The sequence below is a fragment of the uncultured Senegalimassilia sp. genome, assembly GCF_902464545.1.
In the GTDB taxonomy this organism is placed as follows: Bacteria; Actinomycetota; Coriobacteriia; order Coriobacteriales; family Eggerthellaceae; genus Senegalimassilia.
In genome coordinates, this window is the sequence record NZ_CABQJR010000001.1 from 17543 (window position 1) to 39057 (window position 21515).

At 64.8% G+C, this 21515-nt stretch carries 13 protein-coding genes; 8 read left to right on the forward strand and 5 right to left on the reverse strand.

Annotated elements, in window-relative coordinates; all coding sequences use genetic code 11:
• The first annotated feature begins 12 nt into the window (after window positions 1–12).
• Window positions 13–615, forward strand: coding sequence for an HD family phosphohydrolase (locus RDW26_RS00025; RefSeq protein WP_307981910.1), 603 nt, complete (start codon window positions 13–15; stop codon window positions 613–615).
• Between the two features lie 215 nt (window positions 616–830).
• Here the strand turns inward: RDW26_RS00025 and RDW26_RS00030 are convergent, their stop codons facing one another.
• A complete protein-coding gene (locus RDW26_RS00030; RefSeq protein ID WP_307981912.1) occupies window positions 831–2033 on the reverse strand; it encodes a diphosphate--fructose-6-phosphate 1-phosphotransferase in 1203 nt (400 codons plus the stop codon).
• Window positions 2034–2404: 371 nt separating this feature from the next.
• Between RDW26_RS00030 and recJ the strand changes: the two genes are divergently transcribed.
• The 3 genes from recJ to RDW26_RS00045 all read left to right on the forward strand — a co-directional run bounded on the left by recJ (window position 2405) and on the right by RDW26_RS00045 (window position 8988).
• Window positions 2405–5770 carry a single-stranded-DNA-specific exonuclease RecJ gene (gene recJ / locus RDW26_RS00035; protein ID WP_307981914.1) on the forward strand — a complete coding sequence of 1122 codons (3366 nt, stop codon included), beginning with the start codon at window positions 2405–2407 and terminating at the stop codon, window positions 5768–5770.
• Entirely contained in the window at window positions 5754–8165 is a 2412-nt protein-coding gene (locus RDW26_RS00040; protein ID WP_307981915.1) for a bifunctional (p)ppGpp synthetase/guanosine-3',5'-bis(diphosphate) 3'-pyrophosphohydrolase, read from the forward strand. The genes recJ and RDW26_RS00040 overlap by 17 nt, the downstream gene beginning before the upstream one ends.
• A gap of 163 nt (window positions 8166–8328) precedes the next feature.
• Window positions 8329–8988 (forward strand): MBL fold metallo-hydrolase, encoded by a 660-nt coding sequence (locus RDW26_RS00045; protein WP_042432670.1) that lies wholly within the window; start codon window positions 8329–8331, stop codon window positions 8986–8988.
• An 89-nt stretch (window positions 8989–9077) separates the two neighbouring features.
• Here RDW26_RS00045 and RDW26_RS00050 read toward each other — a convergent pair whose 3' ends face one another.
• The 3 genes from RDW26_RS00050 to RDW26_RS00060 all read right to left on the reverse strand — a co-directional run bounded on the left by RDW26_RS00050 (window position 9078) and on the right by RDW26_RS00060 (window position 12142).
• Window positions 9078–9707, reverse strand: coding sequence for a DUF47 family protein (locus RDW26_RS00050; protein ID WP_307981918.1), 630 nt, complete (start codon window positions 9705–9707; stop codon window positions 9078–9080).
• A gap of 330 nt (window positions 9708–10037) precedes the next feature.
• Complete coding sequence (locus tag RDW26_RS00055) at window positions 10038–10979, reverse strand: trimeric intracellular cation channel family protein (RefSeq protein WP_307981920.1); 942 nt, start codon at window positions 10977–10979, stop codon at window positions 10038–10040.
• Between the two features lie 206 nt (window positions 10980–11185).
• Window positions 11186–12142: a zinc dependent phospholipase C family protein gene (locus RDW26_RS00060; protein ID WP_307981922.1), complete on the reverse strand. Its 957-nt coding sequence runs from the start codon at window positions 12140–12142 to the stop codon at window positions 11186–11188.
• A gap of 191 nt (window positions 12143–12333) precedes the next feature.
• Between RDW26_RS00060 and RDW26_RS00065 the strand changes: the two genes are divergently transcribed.
• Window positions 12334–13572 carry an MFS transporter gene (locus RDW26_RS00065; protein WP_307981924.1) on the forward strand — a complete coding sequence of 413 codons (1239 nt, stop codon included), beginning with the start codon at window positions 12334–12336 and terminating at the stop codon, window positions 13570–13572.
• Window positions 13573–14256: 684 nt separating this feature from the next.
• On the opposite strand, the gene RDW26_RS00070 is transcribed toward RDW26_RS00065, so the two are convergent.
• Window positions 14257–15015 carry a hypothetical protein gene (locus RDW26_RS00070; RefSeq protein WP_307981926.1) on the reverse strand — a complete coding sequence of 253 codons (759 nt, stop codon included), beginning with the start codon at window positions 15013–15015 and terminating at the stop codon, window positions 14257–14259.
• 1980 nt (window positions 15016–16995) lie between these two features.
• On the opposite strand from RDW26_RS00070, the gene RDW26_RS00075 reads away from it, so the two are divergent.
• The 3 genes from RDW26_RS00075 to RDW26_RS00085 all read left to right on the forward strand — a co-directional run bounded on the left by RDW26_RS00075 (window position 16996) and on the right by RDW26_RS00085 (window position 21298).
• Window positions 16996–18327, forward strand: coding sequence for an NCS2 family permease (locus tag RDW26_RS00075; RefSeq protein ID WP_307981928.1), 1332 nt, complete (start codon window positions 16996–16998; stop codon window positions 18325–18327).
• Between the two features lie 365 nt (window positions 18328–18692).
• Window positions 18693–19973: an aspartate kinase gene (locus RDW26_RS00080; RefSeq protein ID WP_114620166.1), complete on the forward strand. Its 1281-nt coding sequence runs from the start codon at window positions 18693–18695 to the stop codon at window positions 19971–19973.
• Between the two features lie 269 nt (window positions 19974–20242).
• Window positions 20243–21298, forward strand: coding sequence for an aspartate-semialdehyde dehydrogenase (locus RDW26_RS00085; protein ID WP_307981929.1), 1056 nt, complete (start codon window positions 20243–20245; stop codon window positions 21296–21298).
• Window positions 21299–21515 lie beyond the last annotated feature (217 nt).

The window sequence follows — 21515 nt, forward strand, 5'->3', positions numbered from 1 at the left end:
AAGGAGCATGCAATGGCAATCCTTGATGCCGGGATCGCCCGCGAGGAGGCTTTCGATCTGCTGAAGGCTCACAACCAGGACTCGTTCCATATCGAGCATGGCGAGACGGTCGAGCAGACCATGCGCTATTTCGCGCGCGAGTTCGATGCGGAGAACGAGGGCTTTTGGGGCATCGTCGGCCTGCTGCACGACCTTGACTGGGAAGAGCACGACGACGACCCCGAGAACCACACGGTATATGCGGCGGAGCTGATCGCGGCAGCCGGCGGGTCGCCCGAGCTCATCCGCGCCATCCAGACGCACAACAGCGATTTCAACCCCAGCCTGCCCGAGCCCGAGCTGCAGATGGAGAAGGTGCTCTTCGCCACCGAGGAGCTGACGGGGCTTATCGGTGCGGCGGTCGTCATGCGCCCGAGCAAGTCCGTCATGGACTTCAACGTGAAGTCGCTCAAGAAGAAGTTCAAGGATAAGCGTTTCGCGGCCGGCGTGAATCGCGACGTCATCCGCCGCGGCGCCGACATGCTGGGGTGGGAGCTTGGCGAGCTGTTCGAGCGTACCATCACCGCCATGCAGTCGTTCGCACCCGATCGCGACACGTTCGTAGTGGTGGAGTAGCGCCTCGACGCCTTATCCGCCCAAAAGAAGGAAACGCCCGGCGCCCTCGATGAACCGCCAACCCCATTCAAGAAATAGGGGGAGCGGTCCAAACGGGGGTCGCCGGGCGTTTCGCGTTCAGCGCCTGTCGCCCGCGAGCTCGTCGTCTTCGCGGCCTCAGCCGCTTCGCTTTCGCGTTCGCAACCGCTTCGCCTTATGGCCTGCGGGCCTACTTGTTAGCGCCTGTTGAAGGGGCGCATGGTCACGGGGATGCCGTTCTCGCAGATCAGCTTCGGCTCGCCTTGGATGAGCGGGCGGAAGTAGTCCAGCGCTTCGTCGGAGACGCCCTGGTAGTTCGGCAAGATCCACTCGCTGGGGAAAGGGCGCACGAAGTTGGCCAGATCGGAGGCGGGGCAGGCGAAGAACTCGGTGTTGTAGCCGCCGTCGACGCCCTGGCCGCGGCGGATGCCCACCACCTGCCCGGTGAACTCGGGCTTCGCGCTGCGCATGTGCGCGGAAACGCCCAGGTCGTAGGACTCCTCAAGGTCGACCAAGCTCATGGCGAAGTTGCTCGAGCGCGCCACGCGCGACAGGTCCTGCACCACGCAGCGCGGCACGATGCCGGCTTCCACGATCATGGACTTCAGCCGCCCGGCGGCCCCGCCCAGCATGGCGTGGCCCAGCCCGTCGGCGGCCTTGCCGTTGGCGGACAGGTACGTGCCGTCGTACCAGCGCGCGCCCTCCGACACCACCACGTAGCAGCTGCCCTGCTGCTCCATCTTCGCGCGCACCTGCTCCAAGAAGATGCTGCGGCGGAAATCCACCTCGGGCAGCACGAGCAGGTCGACGTCGCCGGTCAAGCACGTGCTCGCCGCAAGCCAGCCCGCGTCGCGGCCCATGGTCTCCAGCACGAACACCTCGGGGCGGGTGTAGGCGTCGTAATCCATGCGCGTGGCGTGCGTTATCTCGCACGCCACCTTCGCGGCGCTGGCGAATCCGGGGCAGTGGTCCATAAGCCCCAGGTCGTTGTCGACGGTCTTCGGGATGCCGATGAAGCGCTTGTCCAGGTTGCGCTCGGCGGCCCAGGCGGTCATGGCGGCGACCGTGGACATGGAGCCGTTGCCGCCGATGTAGAACATGGTGGAGATGTCGTTCTCGTCCATGACGTCGATGAGGCGCTGGAAGTCGGCCTCGTCGGAGAACTTGTAGCGGCATGTGCCCAGCGCGCACGAGGGCGTTTGCTTGAGCACCTCGATCTCGTGGCCGCTCAGGTCGGTCAGGTCGAACAGGTTGCCCGCCAGCGTTCCCTCGATGCCGTGAAGGCCGCCGAGGACGCGGTCGTAGAGCGGGTTGAGCTGGTTTGCGCGGATGACGCCGGCAAGGCTGGCGTTGATGACGGCGGTAGGGCCGCCCGATTGGGCGACAAGGCAGTTGGCCATGCGATGCTCCTGCACGTTGTTCAGGGTAGGAAGGCCCCATTATCGCACGCTCGCGTCAGGCTGCGGGCTAAGGGCGAAAGGCTGCAAAAAAGCTGCGAACGGGGCGGCTGCACATGCGGTGGCCGAGGCGGCAGGGATGCGGCGGCCGGTGCGGCGTCGCGCGGCAACGGGTATGGCGCGGACGCGGCGCCCGTGACGGCATCGCGTGGCCGCGCCCGTCCCCGCGCGCTTCCGCAGCGCATCCGGGCGCGTCGCCCGAACCGCTTGCCACGTTGCCCGCCGACCGCGGCACTTCCCGGCAGCGCCGCCATCCACTTGTGCGACAATAGAGGCGAACTATAGGAAAGCACTGCAATAAGTAGGTACCCACCATGTCTGCCAGATTCAACATCAAGGCGGCAGAGCCCGAGGCGGTCGCATCCCTGCAGCGCGAGCTGCACATGCCGCACTTCATCGCGGCCACGCTCGTCTCGCGCGGCATCGACACCTCGGAAGCCGCGAACCGTTTCCTCACGCCGTCGCTGGACCGCGACTGGCGCGACCCCTACATCATCCCCGGGCTGTCCGAGGCGGCCGATGCGCTGGAGGCGGCCATCCGCCGCGGCGACCACATCCTCGTGTTCGGCGATTTCGACCTGGACGGCATCTCCGCCACCACCGTCATGACGCGCGGCCTGCGCGAGTTCGGCGCGCACGTCACGCCCTTCATCCCGCGCCGCTTCGAGGAGGGCTACGCCATCACCCCGGCGGCCATCGAGCGCCTGTCGCAGGTCAAACCCGATTTCCTGGTCACCGTCGACTGCGGCATCGCCTGCAAGGCCGAGGTGCGCCTGCTGCAGGAGCGCGGCATCGAAGTGGCCGTCACCGATCACCACGAGCCTTCCGACCTGGTGCCCGAGGGCGTGCCCGTGGCCGACCCGAAGCGCGACCCCGCCTGCCCCAGCGCCATCCTGGCCGGCGTGGGCGTGGCGCTCAAGATGGTGCAGGCGCTGGGCGGTCGCTTCGGCAAGCCGCACCTGTGGCGCCAGTACACCGACTTCGCCACGCTCGGCACCATCGCCGACCTCATGCCCATGCGCGATGAGAACCGCGCCCTGGTGGCCGACGGCCTGCGCCGCATCAACCAGGCACCGCGCCCGTGCATCGCCGCGCTGCTCGACACCTCCGGAGCCTCCGGCAAGCAGGTCACCGCCACCAACCTCAGCTTCTCCATCATCCCGCGCCTGAACGCCGCCGGCCGCATGGGCGACGCGCAGCTGGCGCTCGACCTTCTGCTCACCGACGACTTCGAGCAGGCCAACCAGCAGGCGCAGCGCCTCGAGAGCGTCAACGACCAGCGCCGAGCCATCGAGGCGGAGCTCTCCGAGATCGCCAAGGCCCAGGCCGCCGAAACCTACAAGGGCCAGCGCGCCCTGGTGGTGGCCGGCGAAGGGTGGCACGAGGGCGTGAAGGGCATCGTGGCAAGCCGCCTGGTGAACACCTACGGCGTGCCCTGCCTGCTGTTCACCATCGACGGCGACGAGGCGCGCGGCAGCGGCCGCAGCGTGGGCCAGGTCAACCTGTTCAAGGCCGTGGAAAGCTGCTCCGACCTGCTGCTTCGCTTCGGCGGGCACGAGGCGGCCGTGGGCGTGACGCTTCCCACTGAAAAGCTCCCCGAGTTCGAGCGCCGCCTGTGCGAGTACATGGACGCGCTTCCCGAGGGCGCGTTCCATCCGCTCATCACCATCGACGCCTGCGTGAACCTCGACGAGCTCACGCTGCGCAACGTGGCGCAGCTCGACGCGTTGGCCCCGTTCGGCCAAGAGCATCCCGTGCCCGTGTACCTGGCACGCGACGTCACGCTGCTGCACAGCCGTGCGGTGGGCGCCGAGCGCAACCATTTCTCGTGCTCGCTTTCCAACGGGCGCACCACGGTGGCCGGCATCATGTTCCACTGCAACGACATCGAGGCGCTCATGAAGACCGACAGCGTGGTCAACGCCGCGTTCGAGGTGCAGATAGACGAATGGAAGAATCGCCGCAGCGTGAAGGCCATGCTCAAGTCGCTGTCGCCGGCGCGCACGTGCGCCGCGCTGGAGGCGTGCCTGAACCCGGAGAACCTCAGCTTCGTGAGCGACCTGTACGCCACGCGCGACGAGGAGCTGTGCGCCGACGCGCCGCACGACCCCGAGGCCATCGAGGAATACGAGAACGAGCTGGAGGTCAACCGCGCCCATTGGGAGGCCATGGCGCGCCAGGACCCGCAGCGCCTGCGCGAGCACATCGTGCACGCCATCATCGGCGACGGCCAGCTCCATCAGGCCCAACGCGACATTTTGGATAACCTCGCCGAAGGCAAGTCGGTGCTCGGCGTCATGGTCACGGGCCGAGGCAAGTCGCTGACCTTCCAGGTGCACGCCACGCTGCGCGCCCTGGCGGCCCGCGAGGCCAGCCTGTTCGTGTACCCGCTGCGTGCGCTCATCGCCGACCAGGCGTTCCATCTGCGCGAGGCGCTGGCGCCCTTCGGCATCACCGTGGTCACGCTCACCGGCGAGTCCACGGTCGACGAGCGCCGCCAGGCGTTCGCGGGCCTGGCCGACGGCAGCGTGGACATCGCGCTGACCACGCCCGAGTTCTTGGCATGGCATGCCGATTCGTTCGCTTACACCGGGCGCGTCAAGTTCGTGGTGGTCGACGAGGCGCACCACGTGGGCCTGGCGCGCGCCGGCCAGCGCGAGGCGTACGCCACCATCGGCTCCGCGGTGCGTAGGCTTGGCAACCCCACGGTGCTCGCGCTCACCGCCACCGCCGATGACGAGTGCGCCCAGGCCGTGCGCCGCGAACTGCCCATCGATGCGTGCGTGTTCGACGCCTCCGATCGCCCGAACCTGCGCCTGGACGACCGCCGCAACGTGCCCAGTCGCGACAACTACCTGGCCAACCTGGTGGCAACCGGCGAGAAGACGGTGGTGTTCGTGAACTCCCGCGAGCAGTCCGTGGCCGTCGCCCGCGCGCTGCGCAAGCACGCGCCGCAGGTGGCGCCGCTCATCGGCTTCTACAACGCGGGCTTGTCGCGCAGCGAGCGCAAGCGCATCGAGCAGCTGTTCCGCACCGACGCGCTCCTGGTGCTCATCGCCACCAGCGCGTTCGGCGAGGGCGTGGATATCCCGAACATCCGCCACGTGGTGCTGTACCACATGCCCTTCAACGAGATAGAATTCAACCAGATGTCGGGCCGCGCCGGACGTGACGGCAAGCCGGCCTGCGTGCACCTGCTGTTCAGCCGCAACGACTGCGCCCTCAACGAGCGCATCCTGGCGGACATGACGCCGTGCCACGACAGCTTGGCGCAGGTGTACCGCAAGCTGCGCGCCATGCAGCGCGCCTCCGACACGCTCTTCTTCACCACCAGCGACGCCGAGCTGGCCAAGAACGTGTCCACCGATATCTTCCCGGTGAACACGGCGTCGGTCACGTGCGCCGTGGCGGTGTTCCGCGAGCTGGGGCTTATCGAGGCGCACGCCATGTTCGGCCCCGATGGGCTGGTGCGATCCATTCATGTGAAGGACACGCAGGACAAGGTGCAGCTCACCGACAGCGTGCGCTATCGCGAGGGAATGGACGAGCGCGAGATCTTCCATGCGTTCCGCGATTGGGTTATGCGCAGCAATGCCGCCGACCTGCAGAAGCGCGTATCGCATCCCATCCTGCCCACCACCGCCGTTGCAAAGGAGGCTGGAAATGAACAAGTCGAATAGCCGATCGGACCAGAACCTGCTGGGGGCACAACCAGACGTGGTCCGGCAAACCGTCGACGATAGCCTGCTGGGCCGCCCGCACGTGGCGGAGAAGGCGTTTTCCACCGAGGCCACGAAGGTGATGCCCAAGGGTGAGAAAACCCCTGACGAGCGCTTCGCCGACCTTCAGGATATGACGCGCGGCTACCTGACCGACGAGGAGGAGGCCAAGCTCGAGAAGGCCTTCCGCTTCGCTGCCGCGGCGCACGAGGGCGCGTGCCGCAAGTCGGGCGAGCCGTTCATCGCGCACCCGGTGGAGGTTGCCATCATCCTGGCCGACCTGCGCATGGACGTGGAAACGCTGTGCGCGGCGCTTCTGCACGACACGGTGGAGGACACCGACGTGACCAGCCAGCTGGTCGATCAGGAGTTCGGCCCGCACGTGGCGCAGCTGGTCGACGGCGTCACCAAGATCACGCGCATCGAGGTGGAAACCCTCACCGACGAGCAGGCGGCCACCATCCGCAAGATGTTCGTCGCCATGAGCAAGGACATCCGCGTCATCGTCATCAAGCTGGCCGACCGCCTGCACAACATGCGCACCCTCGCCGCGCTCAAGGAGGACCGTCGCATCTTCAAGTCGCGCGAGACGCTTGAGATCTACGCGCCCATCGCGCACCGCCTGGGCATCAACTCCATCAAATGGGAGCTCGAGGACCTGAGCTTCTATTACCTCGAGCCCAACAAGTTCAAGCAGGTCTCGCGCATGGTCACCGAAAGCCGTTCCGAGCGCGAGGAGTACCTTGACCAGGTCATCTCCGTGCTGCGCGGCGAGATGGACAAGGTGAGCATCCAGGCGCAGATCATGGGTCGCCCCAAGCACCTGTACAGCATCTATCAGAAGATGGCGAAGAAGGGCAAGGGCTTCTCCGAGATCTACGACCTGATCGCTGTGCGCATCATCGTCAAGTCGGTGAAGGACTGCTATTCGGCACTGGGCGCGGTGCACACGCTGTGGCACCCCATGCCCGGGCGGTTCAAAGACTACATCGCCATGCCGAAGTTCAACATGTACCAAAGCCTGCACACCACGGTCATCGGCCCCGCCGGCAGGCCGCTCGAGGTGCAGATCCGCACCGAGGAGATGCACCGCCAAAGCGAGTACGGCGTGGCGGCGCACTGGCGCTATAAGGAGAAGGGTGGCCGCGGCGGCAACGACTCCATGGACAAGCAGCTGGCCTGGCTGCGCGAGATGGTGGACTGGCAGGACGAGACGCACGATTCGCGCGAGTTCCTGAAGGACCTGAAGGTGGACCTGGCGCCTACCGAGGTGTTCGTGTTCACGCCGAAGGGCGAGGCCATGAGCTTGCGTGCCGGATCCACGCCCGTTGACTTCGCCTACGCCATCCACACCGAGGTGGGCAACCATTGCGTGGGCGCGAAGGTCAACGGCGCCATCGTGCCGCTGGCCTACGAGCTGCAGCTGGGCGACCGCGTGGAGATCCTCACGCAGAAGTCGGCAAGCCCCAGCCGCGACTGGCTCAACATCGTGAAGACGCCCAGCGCGCGCAACAAGATCCGCGCGTACTTCAGCAAGGTCACCCGTGCCGACGACCTGCTCAGCGGCCGCGACAAGCTGGCGCGCGAGATGCGCAAGCACGGCCTGGGCATCTCCAACACCCGCTCCGAGCGCGCGCTGCGCACCGTTGCCGAGCATCTGGGCTACAAGGATGCCGACGACATGCTGGTCAATATCGGCACCAGCAAGGAGAGCGTGCAAAGCGTGGCCAACCGCCTGCTCGCTGAGCTGGGTCGCAAGGGCGATCAGCAGCCCGATCCGCTGAATCTGGGCACGGCGGCCATGACCACCGGCAAGCTGCCGCCCATGCTCACGCTGGTGAACAAGCCGAAGAAGCACGAGACGAAAAGCTCCAACGGCGTGGTGGTGGAAGGCGTGGAAGGCGCGCTCGTGCGCCTGTCGCGCTGCTGCAACCCCGTGCCGGGCGACGACATCATCGGCTTTGTCACGCGTGGCCGCGGCGTGTCGGTGCACCGTCGCGACTGCCCGAACGCCAAGGAGCTCATGGCACAGCCCGAGCGCATTATGAAGGTGCATTGGGAAAGCGACCTGCCGAAGAACACGTCGTTCAAGGTGGAGGTCTACATCGAGGCGCTCGACCGTCTGCAGCTGCTTTCCGATGTCGTGCTCGTGCTGTCGGGCATGGGGGCGAACGTCCTGTCGTCGAACACGGTGTCGCACCGCGATGGCATGGCAGAGATGCGCTTCCTGTTCCAGGTCAGCGACATCACGCACATCGACATCATCCTCAGCAAGCTCAAGGCGCTCGAGGGCGTGTTCGATGCCCGCCGCATGGTGCCGAAGGTAGGCGGAGGGAAGGATTCCGCCCTGCTGTAGCAAGGGCCTTGCGGGGCCGCCGCCTTGGGGGCTCCGAGGCGGCAGGTTTCCCGCTCCGGTTCGTTGGGGAAGGGTTGTTTGGCGAAGGGCCCTTCCCGTTGCAATGTTGGGGGGGCGGTGCGTCCGCCCTCGACGCTCGAAGATACTGATTTAGGAGGACAACATGGCATATAAGGTGAAGGGAACGTGCGTCGACGCGTCGTTCCTGGTTCTGGGACCGTATCAAACCAACGTGTACGTTGTGTCGGACGGCTCCGCCACCTTCGTGGTGGACCCCGCAAGCGATGCGAAGAAGATCGCGGCGGCTTTGGGCGGGCGCAAGCTCGATGCCATCGTGCTGACGCATCGCCACTCCGATCATGTGGCGGCCGCTGCCGAGCTGCGCAGCCTCACGGGCGCCACCGTCATCGCCTCGGCCATCGACGCCGACATGATCTGCGGCGACAAGCCCGTGCCGCGCGACGACCAGAAGTTCCCCGCATGCCCGGTCGACCAGCGCGTCAACCACGGCGACGTGGTGAAGATCGGCAACATGCCGTGGAAGGTCATCAGCACCCCCGGTCACACCGAGGGCAGCATGTGCCTGTTCCTGGATTCCTCGCTCACCGAGCGCCTGGATGCCAAGCCGGTCCTGATCGCCGGCGACACGCTGTTCTTCGGCTCCATCGGCCGCACCGACTTCAGCGGCGGCAGCATGTCGGCCATGCGCAAGTCGCTCAAGCGCCTGGCGGTCCTGCCCGACGACACGGTGGTCCTGCCCGGTCACGGCAACCTGACCACCATCGGCGGCGAGCGTCGCCGCGTGTTCGCCTTCTATGCATAAGGCGCAGCCTGGTCGCAAACTTGCAATCACATGAGAAAGGCCCGCATGAGCGGGCCTTTCGCGTTTCTATGGGTTTGTGTGGCCTGTGCCTACACGTTCTTCAGCATGATGGTGTTCATGACGTCGGCGGCAAGCTCGCATGCGTCGCAGCAGGCTTCCATGCTGTCGAACAGGTTCGTCCATACGTACACGCGCATGGGGTTGTCGTAATCTTTCACGTGCAGGTCGCGGATGACCTGGGTGTAGAGCTGGTCGGCCTGCTCCTCGAGGTCGTGGACCTTCACGATGAGGTTCACGAAGTTCTTCGACTTCTTGAAGTTGTGGAAGTCGCACATGGCGTTGTCGAGCGCCTCGCAGCTGCCCTGGATGAGCTTCGCGAACTCGATGGCCTGGTCGTGCATGAAGTGGATGTCGTACATGTAGAAGCGCAGCATGACGTCTTCGATGTCGTCGACGATGTCGTCGAGCGCCTGGCACATCTCGATGATGTCCTCGCGGTCGATGGGGGTGATGAAGTCGGTGGCGACCGTCTTGAAGATCTTGTGGTTGATCGTGTCGCCCTCGTGCTCGATCTCATGCGCCTTCTGCGTGTTCTCTTCGAGCGCGGATGCTTCCGTGAACTGCTCGATGGTTTCAACTAGCAACGCCGACTCGGCGACGGCCAGCTTCGAGTGCTGCTCGAATGCGCCGAAATAGTCGAACTTGTGCTTCCTGCCCATGGGGTCTCCTTCTAAGAACAAGTACCTACCACGTTCGCACGTGCGATTCCAAAGTGTAACGCAAGTTAACGTGCTGGAAACGGGGAATCCACGGTGGCGTTGCGAAAGACGCGAACCGTCAACATCCCGTTATATTGCAAGCCCCGTTTCCGCAACAGCTGGGGCGGATGCCCCAGCTGGCAGCCGAGACGAGGCTGCCAGCTGGGCGCCCGGGGCCGTGGATGCTTTTGCCGGTGGAAGTCCTAACGGACGGGGCGGCTGTCAGTCGGGGCCGCGCACGCTTTCCCGATGGAACTCCCGGCAGACGCCCGGCGTGGCCTGCGGGGCTCCTTACGTCTCGCTCTCGGGGCGCGGGGGCTGGTCGTCGCTTTCCGGGTAGCAGCGGTTCTCGCCGTCGGTGCTGGTAACGCCGTTGCCTAAGGCGCTATCCAGCGACGAGCCGTCGGCTGCGATAGGGGCCATGCTGCCGGTTGCGCTCGGAGAGGTGATGGGCGGCATGCTGCCGGTGACGCCCTTGGCGGTAACCGGGGGGATGGGGCCGGTGAGGCCGGTGGTCTGAGCCTGGAAGCCGGTGGGGCGGCGACGGGCGCGCACGCGGTTCGCCATGCGCTTGACCGGTTGGGCGACGGCCTGCGTGACCACGTCGGAGTAGTCACGCGCCGGGCGGGTTCGCCAGCCGAACGCCAGCGAGGCGTAGCGGATGCCCATGACCAGCACGACGCACGTGATGGCCGCATACTGGTCGAGCAGGTGGTTCTGCTTCATGACGGCGAAGGCAAGCGCTCCGATGAGCGCCGCGCTCACGTACACCGTGCCCGCTTGGAACGCCTCTGGTTCCCGGTTCATGCAGATGTCGCGCACGATGCCGCCGCCGTTTGCGGTGATGGTGCCCAGGATGACGGCGGGCACCAGGTCGAGGCCGGCGGAGAGCGCCTTGCCCGTGCCGATGATGGCCCACAGCGCCACCGACAGGTTGTCCAGGAAGTCCATGAACGGGTCGAAGTACGTCATGAGCTTGCCGAAGTAGAACGCCACGATGCCGGCCACGATGCAGGCAAGGATCAGGTTCGGTTTCTGGAAGGCGTAGATGCCGTAATCCTGCAGCAGGATGTCGCGCGTGATGCCGCCGGCAAGACCGACGACGATGGCGATGCAGCACACGCCGAAGATGTCGTATTTCGCCCGTACCGCGCTGAGCGCTCCGAAGATGGCGCCCGCAATGGTTGCGGCGAGCTCGAGCCAATAGGGGATAGCCAGGGCTACTTCCAGCATGAATACCCTTTCATATGGGAGTTGTTATATAAGATGAGGTTGCCGCCCGCATCGCTGCGGGCGGTCTGATGTTCGGATGTTCGGACGTCCAGGTTGCGCCGCGGGTGAGCAGGCGCCGGCGTGCGTGGCATGCGGACCGGCGACGTGCGAGCTGCCGGGTGCGCGGACCGTGCCGCGGGTGGATGCCTGCGTGCGGATCGCAACCGCTACTCTACCACCAGCACCTGGGCTTGCGTGGGGCGGCCGGAGAAGTCCAGCTCGCCGGTCAGCTCGCGCGTCCGCTCGACGGTGAAGCCCGGCTGATCGAACGCGGCGATCAGGTTCTTCGCCTTGTACTGCGCCTGATCGTAAAGATCCCAGAAGCCGGTGGTGCGCACGTCGCCGGTGAAGGGGTTGGTCCAGGCGTCGTGCTCGTGGTTGTCGAACACGCTTTCGGCGGCGGCCACCGGGCGATGGCTCATGGACTGGTAGAACGAATGCGGGCGCGCCAGGCGCTCGATGCGGCCGATGAGGTCGCGCTTGATGCCGGTGGGCGACCAGAACAGGCGCTGCACCAGGCGGAACCCGTGCACCGACAGGCGGAACAGGTTGTGCGGGATCACTTCGCCGTACACGTTCAGGGCCAGGTAGGCGTACATCTTCGACACGGCTCCGAGCACTGCCTCGCTTGCGTGCAGGATCTCGCGCGAGGGGTTGAACGCGGCCACGGTGTCGCCGCGCTTGGCGAACAGCACCATCTCGTCCAGCTCGCTTTCGATGACGCCGTGCACCTCGCTGCCGTCATCGCGCGTTAGGCCCGGCTCGCCTGCATCACACAGCGCGTGCTCGTGGCAGTACACCAGCGGGTGCACGGTGGAATCGAGCGCGTAGTGACAGAGGAACCCCAGCGCATAGGCGCGTCCGAGCGGCTTCTCCTCGGGGTCCAGGACGCCGAGGGAGTCCTTCAGCGCCGCCAGCAGCTCGGCGGGCTTTCGGCTGTGCATGGTGTTGCCCAGCTTGTGGTACGCCGTGGCGCGGAAGTCGGCCACTGCGTAGAACAGCGGGTCGGGGCCTTGGTTTCCCAGCAGGAACGCGTCGGCTTCGTCGCGCGATCCGCCGATGGTCTGGAACAGCGCGTCGTACACGTCGCGTCCGAAGAAATCATGGGTGATGATTGCTGGCATTCCGTATCCCCGTTTCTCGTGTGGCTGACATTCATTTTACGTGGACGATTATAGCCATCATATACAATGGTTTGCGCGCCGCTCGGCGGCGTTCAACGTACATGCACGATTCGGTGTTCGGAACCGCACGGGCCTGCGCGTCGGCGGGTTCCCGCGGACGGCGCGGGCCTTGCCGATAGCAAGGAGCAGCCATGGGATTGGGCCTTCGCAGCCTGTCGAAACGCGAGCGCAGCTGGGTTTTGTACGACGTGGGAAACTCCGCGTACGTCATGTTGGCGGCAACGCTCATCCCCATCTATTTCTCGGCCATCGCCGAACCTGGGTCGTCCGCCGTGGTGGCCTGGGGTTATGCGACCACGGTGGCCTCGCTGGCGCTTGCGCTGCTCATGCCGTTCCTGGGCAGCCTGGCCGATCTGAAGGGCAACAAGAAAAAGTTCCTTGCGGGCACCATCGGCACGGGCGCGGTGTCGCTCGCGGTCATGGGCGTGCCCGGCAACGCTATGGTGTTCCTAGTGATATACGTGTTCTCGTCGGTCATGCTCAACGCGTCGCTGGTGTTCTACGATGCGTTTTTGGTCGACGCCACCGAGCAGGAGCGCTACGATGAGGTCTCGTCGCAGGGCTACGCTTGGGGCTACATCGGATCCTGCATCCCGTTCATCGTGTGCCTGGTCATCGTGCTGTTCGGCAGCAGTTTCGGCATCGGGCAGCTTGACGGCATCCGCATCTCGTTCGTCATCACCGCGGTGTGGTGGCTGGTGTTTTCCGTGCCCGTGCTGCGCGACGTGCATCAGACGCACTTCAAGGCGCGCGAGGCGCATCTGTTCCGTCATACGCTCAAGGGCCTGGCGGGCACGTGCAAGAAGATCGCCCGCGACAAACGCCTGCTCATGTACATGCTGGCGTTCTTCTTCTACATCGACGGCGTGCACACCATCATCACCATGTCCACCAGCTACGGCACCGACCTGGGCATCGACTCCACGCAGCTGGTGCTCGCGCTTCTGGTGACGCAGTTCGTGGCGTTCCCGTCCGCCATCGCCTACGGGCGCTTGGCCGGGCGCTTCGGCACCAAGCGCATGCTGCTGATCGCGGTGTTCGCATACTTCTGCATCACGCTGTTCGCCGCATTCTTCCTGCGCTCCGCCGCCGAGTTCTGGGTGCTGGCCGTGTGCGTGGGCCTGTTCCAAGGCGGCATCCAGGCGCTGTCGCGCAGCGAGTTCGGCAAGCTCATCCCGAAGGAGAACGCCAACGAGTACTACGGCTTCTTCGACATCTTCGGCAAGTACGCCACCATCATGGGCACGTTGCTCGTAAGCGTGTTCACCCAGCTCACGGGTTCAAGCAGCTACGGCGTCCTCAGCGTGGCCGTGCTGTTCATCGTAGGCTTCATCCTGCTCTGGAAGATGCCCGAGGAGGCCGCCCGCTAACGCGATGGGCGGGCGCAGGCGCGTGGGGCGAGGGCGTTGCCCCGTGTTCGCAGGCGCCTGCTGGTCGGCTGCCGCAGTTGCCGCCCGCTAGCCACCCTTGCAGCTCGCCCTCTCGCCTGGGCGTTTTGCCGAGGATGCCGGGGCCGGCCTTCTCGTTGGGAAGGGTTTCGCGAAAATATGGCTGAGATTGTGAGTTTTCCGAATCTTAGGCACCGCTTACTCGCTTCGCGCTGATGGTGGGAAACGAGTGACCTGGGGAAACGCAGGGAAGTGACGTCGTCGTTCGTTTTCGCGCTCGGAATTCTTGGTGAATCTCGTCATCAAATTCGGAAAACTCGCAATCTGTGACACGAAACGCCAAAAACCTTCCCTAGCGGTAGGCGCGAGTTCGGCTTCGACTGCTTGCGAGGGGGCGCAACGGGCCTTCGCTGATTGCGCGAAGGGGAGGCGAGTCCGCTGTCGCTTTCTTCTCTATCGCTTTTATATCTCCGGGCCGCCGTTTGGCCGAAGGTGCGCATTCGTGAAGACGGGATTATTCGTGCATTGTTTTCGGCTATTTCCTTCGGAAACCCTTCCGTCGCCCTCATATCTCTGGTTCATCGCGCAGTCGAAGGTGCACATTTGCGAACTCGTGACCATCCGTGCGCTTTCTTCGCTTTCTCCTTGGTGGCCCTCCCATCGCGCTCATATCCCCAGGTCATTGCGCAGTTGAAGATGCGCTTTCGTGAAATCGGGGTCTTTGTAGCGTAGCCTGTGGTTTGCTAGAGCGGCCAGCTGCTTCGCAAGTTCGTTGAACGCCCCGCTATTGCGCACCTGCTCCGAAGCGACGTTGACGGACGTGATCCCCATGGCCTCGAGCGCGGCTCTTCGGCGGCTATCGAGCAGCATTTTCTCCTCGTGTGCGTGGAACGCGTTGCTGTCGTATTCGACGTCGAGTTTCAGCTCCGGCCAATACAAATCAAGCACGTACCGCTTTCTCGCTCCAAGATGTTTCGGTAAGTCAACGACATAATTAAGTTTCGGTGCCGGGAACCCGTAACCGCCGTGGCGATAGGGAAGCGAAAGCATCATGGCGAGCTGTGTTTCGCGAGGCGATGCCGACCCGTCGATGACATGCCGTATCGCGCGCTGTGCGGCTTGCTTGCCTTGGAAGCTGGCCGACTTCTCGATGAAGCCGGATATCCTCGCGACGTTTGTCAACGGAATGGCCTGGTAGGAGGTTTCCTCTTGGCCGAAGGAGGAGTACGTCCCGCAAAGCTCGAATCCGAGCATGACCAGCCGCGTGAAGCTAAGCTGCTTCGCCATCTGGACAAACGCCAGCTCCGGCGAGGCCGCGGCGTACTCCGGCCCTATGCGCACGAGCGAGCTCGGCGGCAGCGCGGCGGTTCGCAGGTGCGTGACGACTGACGCGCTTTCCGTGCGGGCGCGTTTGTCGGTGATCATGACATGCAAGGGAGCCGTGCATTCCGGTGGCGCATCGTGCAGCCGGGCAGGGGTTTGACGGATGCCGATTCCAGCGCCAGCTTCGTATCCGCCCAGCGGGTTTTCGCCGTCCCCAGGAGCTGCTCCCGGCTTTTGCACGAGCACCGTGCAAAAGACCAGTATTGCAGCGCGCTCAATCCGTGAAGCGTTACGAGCCTACGAGCGCCCGTGCCCTTCGTCGCCATTGCGCCCCTTTCCATTCTCGTCCCGTCGAAGTTTCGCTTCTGCCCTTTGAGCTCCCGTTCTTGCGTTTCGGGTTTCCGCTTCCGTCCCTTCGAGTCCGTGAACCATATCCCTCGGACATGCTCGCGTCGATGGATCGGTCGTTCTTGGCACCGATCCGTAACGCGCGGCGGTGCAAACCCCTTCGTTGTCTTCGCTGATGCCTCCGATTGCGAAGATACGGTGAAGAGACGTCCGGATGCGTAGCGGCGTTTCCCGGGAAAGCGCATTGGCGTGCGGCTGGGCATCCCGAGGCAAGGCGAATCGGGTTTTCCGGGGAAGCGCGGCGGCGCGCGGCTGGCATCACGGGATATAGAACACCCCGGGTCTTTCATGGAGGAGTTCGGTTGCTTTTCGGGGCGCGCATGTTTCGGCTCGAGATGTCTCGGTTTTCTAGGGCACGACAATATCTGCGGCGGGATCTCGTTGACCGCGCAAGCTGGAGAGATTGCGTTGTTCGGGATATGGGGGGGGTGGGGTTGAGTTTGGGGATGTTTGTGGCCTTCCCGAAATGCGGAAAGGCGCTTTGTCATGAAGCCTTATCGGTAACGCGGGCCGGCGAGTGCGCGGTGGGGGGCGATGCGGACAGGTGTTCCGACATGAGATCTTGCGGGGATGCGGCAGGCTTTGTCGGACGGTGCGGCAACGTTTCTTGGGGGCTTCAATCTCGGGAGACCTGCGGTTTCTTCGCGTGCGGTTGGAGTGCGATGGGGCCTGATGCTCTTGCGATGCACGGTTCTTCGACTTCCCAAGAAGAGGGTGCCACGACGTGCGGCCCCAGGTAGTGAGGAAGGGAAAGGCGTCACGGCGCACGGCCCCTGGCTTCGGGCTGTGAGGAAGGAGAGACGTCGCGATGCGCGGCTCTGGCTTTGGGGAGGGGGCGTTTTATCGCGCGGTCTCCCTGGCTTCGGGGAAGGAAATCGGCCGATTGTGTCTCAAAATGCGAGTTTTCCGAATTTTTGCAGATGGGTTAGCGGGGGTTTGGGTGCCTCTTTGTGGACGTCGCCGAAAGCCGCGAAGATCATGCCTGGTGAGGGCGTCGTCGCTTTGGACCCTATTGAGATTCACCGATTTGCCCCAAAGCTAACTTTCGGAAAACAAGCGATTCGAGCCGTGAAACGCGAAAAACCTTCCTTGTGAACGTTTCGCGGCCCGCGCAGAGCGTGCGTTGGTCCTCGTTGAGCGCGCATCGGTCGGCGTTGGGGGATCAGTTAACCCTCTCCGAGCGTGATTCGGCTTGCGCCGAGCGCATATTGGCCCGCATCGAGCGCATGTTGACTTGTACAGTTGCTTGGGATGGCGAAAGGAGCTCTTCTGCCCTGCTTGCGACGACTCGGCATGGACGGAGCTCTCGCCAACATGCTCGCTACGGCTCGAAACCAAAGGGAAGCTGTTGCCGGCGCTCTCTCGGACATTTGACGACGGCGGGTTTTTGGTGCGGAATCGGGCGGAGTGCCTGCTGGCGGACAGGTACAGGGGGTCGGGGATGCTGCCGCCCGCTAGCCACCCCTTGCAGCTCGTCCTTTCGCCCGGGCGTTTCGCCGCTCGCATCGCTCTTTCCGCCCCCGCACGTGCTAATCTGACAGTTGCGGTTTTTTCCGCATATGTTGATTCGACTCCGGCCGCTCGCGCTTGCACGGGCGGCCGACGCGCTGTGGGGGTGCGGAAGGAAGAGGGGGCGCGCCGCAACACGCGCATCCGGAAAGGGGAAAGGGCGGAATGGAAGCGGCTATCGAGCGTTTCTTCAAGATAGGCGAGCGCGGCAGCTCGTTGGGCACGGAGGTGATGGCGGGTCTGACCACCTTCCTGACCATGGCCTATATCGTGGCGGTCAACCCCGCCATGATGGAGGCGGCGGGCATCCCGTTCAACGCCGCGCTTACGGCTACGTGCTTCGGCGCCGCCGTCATGACGGCGGCCATGGGCCTGATCGCCAACCGTCCCATCGCGCTGGCGTCGGGTATGGGCATCAACGCCATCGTGGCCTTCACGCTGTGCGGGTCGATGGGGCTCGACTGGCGCATCGCCATGGGCGTGGTGTTCTTGGAAGGCGTCATCATCCTGGTGCTGGTCATGCTGGGCTTGCGCGAGGCCGTCATGGACGCCATCCCCGTGGCGCTGCGCCAGGCCATCGGCATCGGCATCGGCCTGTTCGTGGCGTTCATCGGCCTAAAGGGCGGCGGCATCCTGGCGCCCGATTCCTCCACGCTCGTCACCATGGGCAGCCTGACCGAGCCCACGGCCATAGTGTCCGTGGTGTCCATCGCCCTTGCCATCATATTGACGGTGCGCGGCACGAAGGGCGGCCTGCTCATCTCCATCGTGGTGGCCACCATCGTAGGCATCCCGCTCGGCGTCACGGCGCTGCCCACCGAGTTCGACTTCGTCCCGGACTTCAGCGCGCTGTGCGCCCCGTTCCAACAGCTGCCCGACGGCAGCGGTCTGGCTATCGTGCAGGTGTTCGTGCAGCCCGTGCTGCTCATGTTCGTGTTCAGCCTGCTCATGAGCGACTTTTTCGACACCATGGGCACGATGATGGCGGTGGGCCAGCAGGGCGGCTTCGTCGACGAGGACGGCAACGTGGAGAACACGCGCGAGATCCTCATGGTCGATTCCGTGGGCGCCATCGTCGGCGGCTTCGTCGGCGCAAGCTCCATCACCTCGTTCGCCGAGTCCACCTCGGGCGCGGCGGCGGGCGCGCGCACGGGCCTGTCCAACATCGTGATCGCCCTGGCGTTTTTCGTCTGCGCGTTTTTGGCTCCCATCATCGGCATGGTGTCGAGCTCGGCCACCTGCGGCGCGTTGGTGGTCGTGGGTTACCTTATGATGAGCGACATCGGCAAGATCGATTGGGGGAGCCTCGAGGCGGCCGTCCCCGCGTTCGTCACCATCATGGGCATCCCGTTCACCTACTCCATCACCAACGGCATCGGCTTCGGCTTCATCACCTACGTGGTGGTGAAGGTGACGCAGGGCCATTGGCGCGACGTCAAGCCGCTCATGTGGATCGTGTCCGCGGCATTCCTGTTCACGTTCGTCGCGTTCTCGTAGACGGCGGAGCTTCCGGGGCGCTGCAAGGCGCGCGGGGGGCGCAAGGCTCGAGTTGCGTGTGGCGAAGGGGTGGCGAAGGGGGCGGCGAGGATCGCGCGGCGGCGCCTGCTCGCGTCTCGGACGGCGCCTGCCGGCCGATCGCGCCCCCCGGCCGGCGCTCGTCGTGCGAGTCTCGCGTTCCGAGCCCTCATCCGGCCCCGGCTATCCCGCAAACCGATAGCGCGTAGCCGTTCGGCCCGATATCGCCAGCTCGTCCATACGTTCGCTGTGAAAAAACAACCTCGCAACCATCGTTTGACGCGGTGGTTACGAGGTTGTTTGCTATAGTGGCAGACAATCGAAACCCCGTCCGAAAAAGGAAACGCATGTCGCTAATCGTATGCAAATTCGGGGGCACGTCCGTTGCAAGCCCCGAGCGCATCCAAATGGTTGCGAAGAAGCTGATCGCGAAGAAGCAGGCCGGCCATGACGTGGTCGCCGTGGTGTCCGCCATGGGCAAGACCACCGACGAGTTGGTGGGCCTGGCAGCCGCGCTCAACGACAACCCGCCGCTGCGCGAGATGGACCGTTTGCTCTCCACCGGCGAGCAAGTGTCCATGTCGCTTCTGGCCATGGCCATCGAAGCGCGCGGCTACAAGGCCATGAGCTTCACCGGCCGCCAGGCTGGCATTGAGACCGACAAGTTCCACAACAAGGCGAAGATCGTCATGGTGCACAGCGAGCGCGTGCGCGATGCGCTCGAGCGCGGCGCCATCGCGGTCGTCGCCGGCTTCCAGGGCGTCGATGCCGACGGCGACATCACCACGCTCGGCCGCGGCGGCTCCGACACCACGGCGGTTGCCGTGGCACACGGCCTGAACGCCGACGTGTGCGAGATCTACTCCGACGTGGACGGCGTCTACACCGCCGACCCGCGCATCTGCCCGCGCGCGAAGAAGCTCGACGTCATCAACTACGACGACATGCTGGAGCTTTCCGGCTCCGGCGCCGGCGTCCTGCAGATGCGCGCCGTCGAGTTCGCCCGCAAGTACAACGTGGTCATCCATTCCCGTTCGGCGTTCTCCGACGCCGAGGGCACCTATGTCAAGGAGGAAACCGACATGATGGAGGAAGCCGTCATCACCGGCATCGCACACGACACGTCGGAAGTGAAGGTCACCATTCGCGGCGTGCCCGACATGTCCGGCGTGGCTGCCAAGCTGTTCAGCGCCTTGGCGGGCAATCAGGTGAGCGTGGACATGATCATCCAGAACGTGTCCGAGGACGGCATCACCGACATCAGCTTCACCTGCCCGGGCGCCGACGAGAAGCGCGCCTGCGAAACGGTCGAGCGCATCCTTCCCGACGTCAACGCGCGCGAGTACGTGGTCGACGAGGACATCGCGAAGGTCAGCATCGTGGGCACGGGCATGAAGTCCAGCCCCGGCATCGCCGCCAAGGCGTTCCAGACGCTCGGCGAGAACAACATCAACATCCTGGCCATCTCCACGTCGCCCATCCGCCTGTCCGTGGTGGTCGACGGCGCCCAGACCGCTGCCGCGGTGCGCTGCCTGCACACGGCGTTCGGCCTGGACTCCGACAGCGTGTTCGAGGAAACGCAGCTGTCCGCGGAGGAGATCGCCGCGAAGATGAACAAGGGCAGGTAGGTGTAGCTCCGCCTGCCTGGCGGCAGCCGGACTGCTCGACGTTGCGGCCGCCTGCGGCACCCCGCCTTCGCACGAGCCTAAGGGCTTACGTACCAAAGGCCGCCATACGGCGAACGGACCGCTTGGAGCCGCGGGGGCGAGAAGCATCCCGCGGCTCCTTTCCCATTGCGCGCAGGCAGGTGCCGGCGCGCATCCCCCAAGGCAATATGGGGCGCAAAAGCACCCATCTTGACGATATATCAACCCGGAACGTGAACGAGGAGGACCTCATGGCTTGGACGAAAGTTATGCCGGCTAACCCGGTGGTTGCGGTTTGCGGCGCTACGGGCGCCGTCGGCAACGAGTTCTTGAATGTGCTGCACGACCTGGATTTCCCCGCGTCGAAGGTCATTGCGCTGGCTTCCGCGCGTTCCGCCGGTAAGAAGCTGCCGTTCAAGGGCTGCGGCCAGGTTCCCGCAGGCGAGCTGACCGTGCAGGAGATGACCCCCGAGTCGTTCGAGGGCGTCGACATCGCGCTGTTCTCCGCCGGCGGCTCCGTGTCGAAGGCCATGCGCGAGGCCGTGGTCTCCCATGGCGCCGTCATGATCGACAACTCCAGCGCGTTCCGCATGGACGAGGATGTGCCGCTGGTGGTGCCCGAGGTGAACCCCGGCGACGTGAGCTGGCACAACGGCGTCATCGCCAACCCGAACTGCTCCACCATCCAGATGGTGGTCGCGCTCAAGCCGCTCTACGACCTGGCGCGCATCACCCGCGTGGTCGTCTCCACGTACCAGGCCGCGTCCGGCGCCGGCGCCCTGGCCATGGCCGAGCTGTACGATCAGACGCGTGAGTTCCTGGACGGCAAGCCCGAGGACGAGCTGACCATCAAGGCGTTCAAACACCGCATCGCGTTCAACACCATCCCGCACATCGACGTGTTCCTGGACGACGATTCCACGAAGGAAGAGTGGAAGATGGTCGCGGAAACGAAGAAGATCATGGGCGACGAGGGCGTGCAGGTGGCCGCCACCTGCGTGCGCGTGCCCGTGCTGCGCTGCCACGGCGAGTCCATCAACGTCGAGTTCGTCGGCGACGTGCCGCCCGAGGCTGCTCGCGAGGCGCTTGCCGCCGCGCCGGGCGTCACCGTCATGGACGACCCTGCCAACGACGTGTATCCCATGCCGGGCTTGCTGGCCGGCACGAACGACACTTACGTCGGCCGCATCCGCCGCGACCCCACGGTCAAGCACGGCCTGGCCATGTGGGTGGTCGCCGACCAGATCCGCAAAGGCGCTGCACTCAACGCCGTGCAGATCGCCCAGCTGCTGCTTCCGCAGGAGTAGGAAAACGGCGAAGGGCGTGCTCGAAAGGGTCCGTCCGAACAGCTTATGAAATACGAACGGGGAGCCGCGGCACGACGCCGAGGCTCCCCGTGTTTTTGGCGGTGCGTCCTTGCTGCTTATCTTCCGAGTCGACGATGTGCTCCCCCCCCCGGTTCTCCGGCAAGACGGCGAATTCTCGCGAAAGGCGTTCTTGCAATGCCGATGGGGCGCTTCCTGT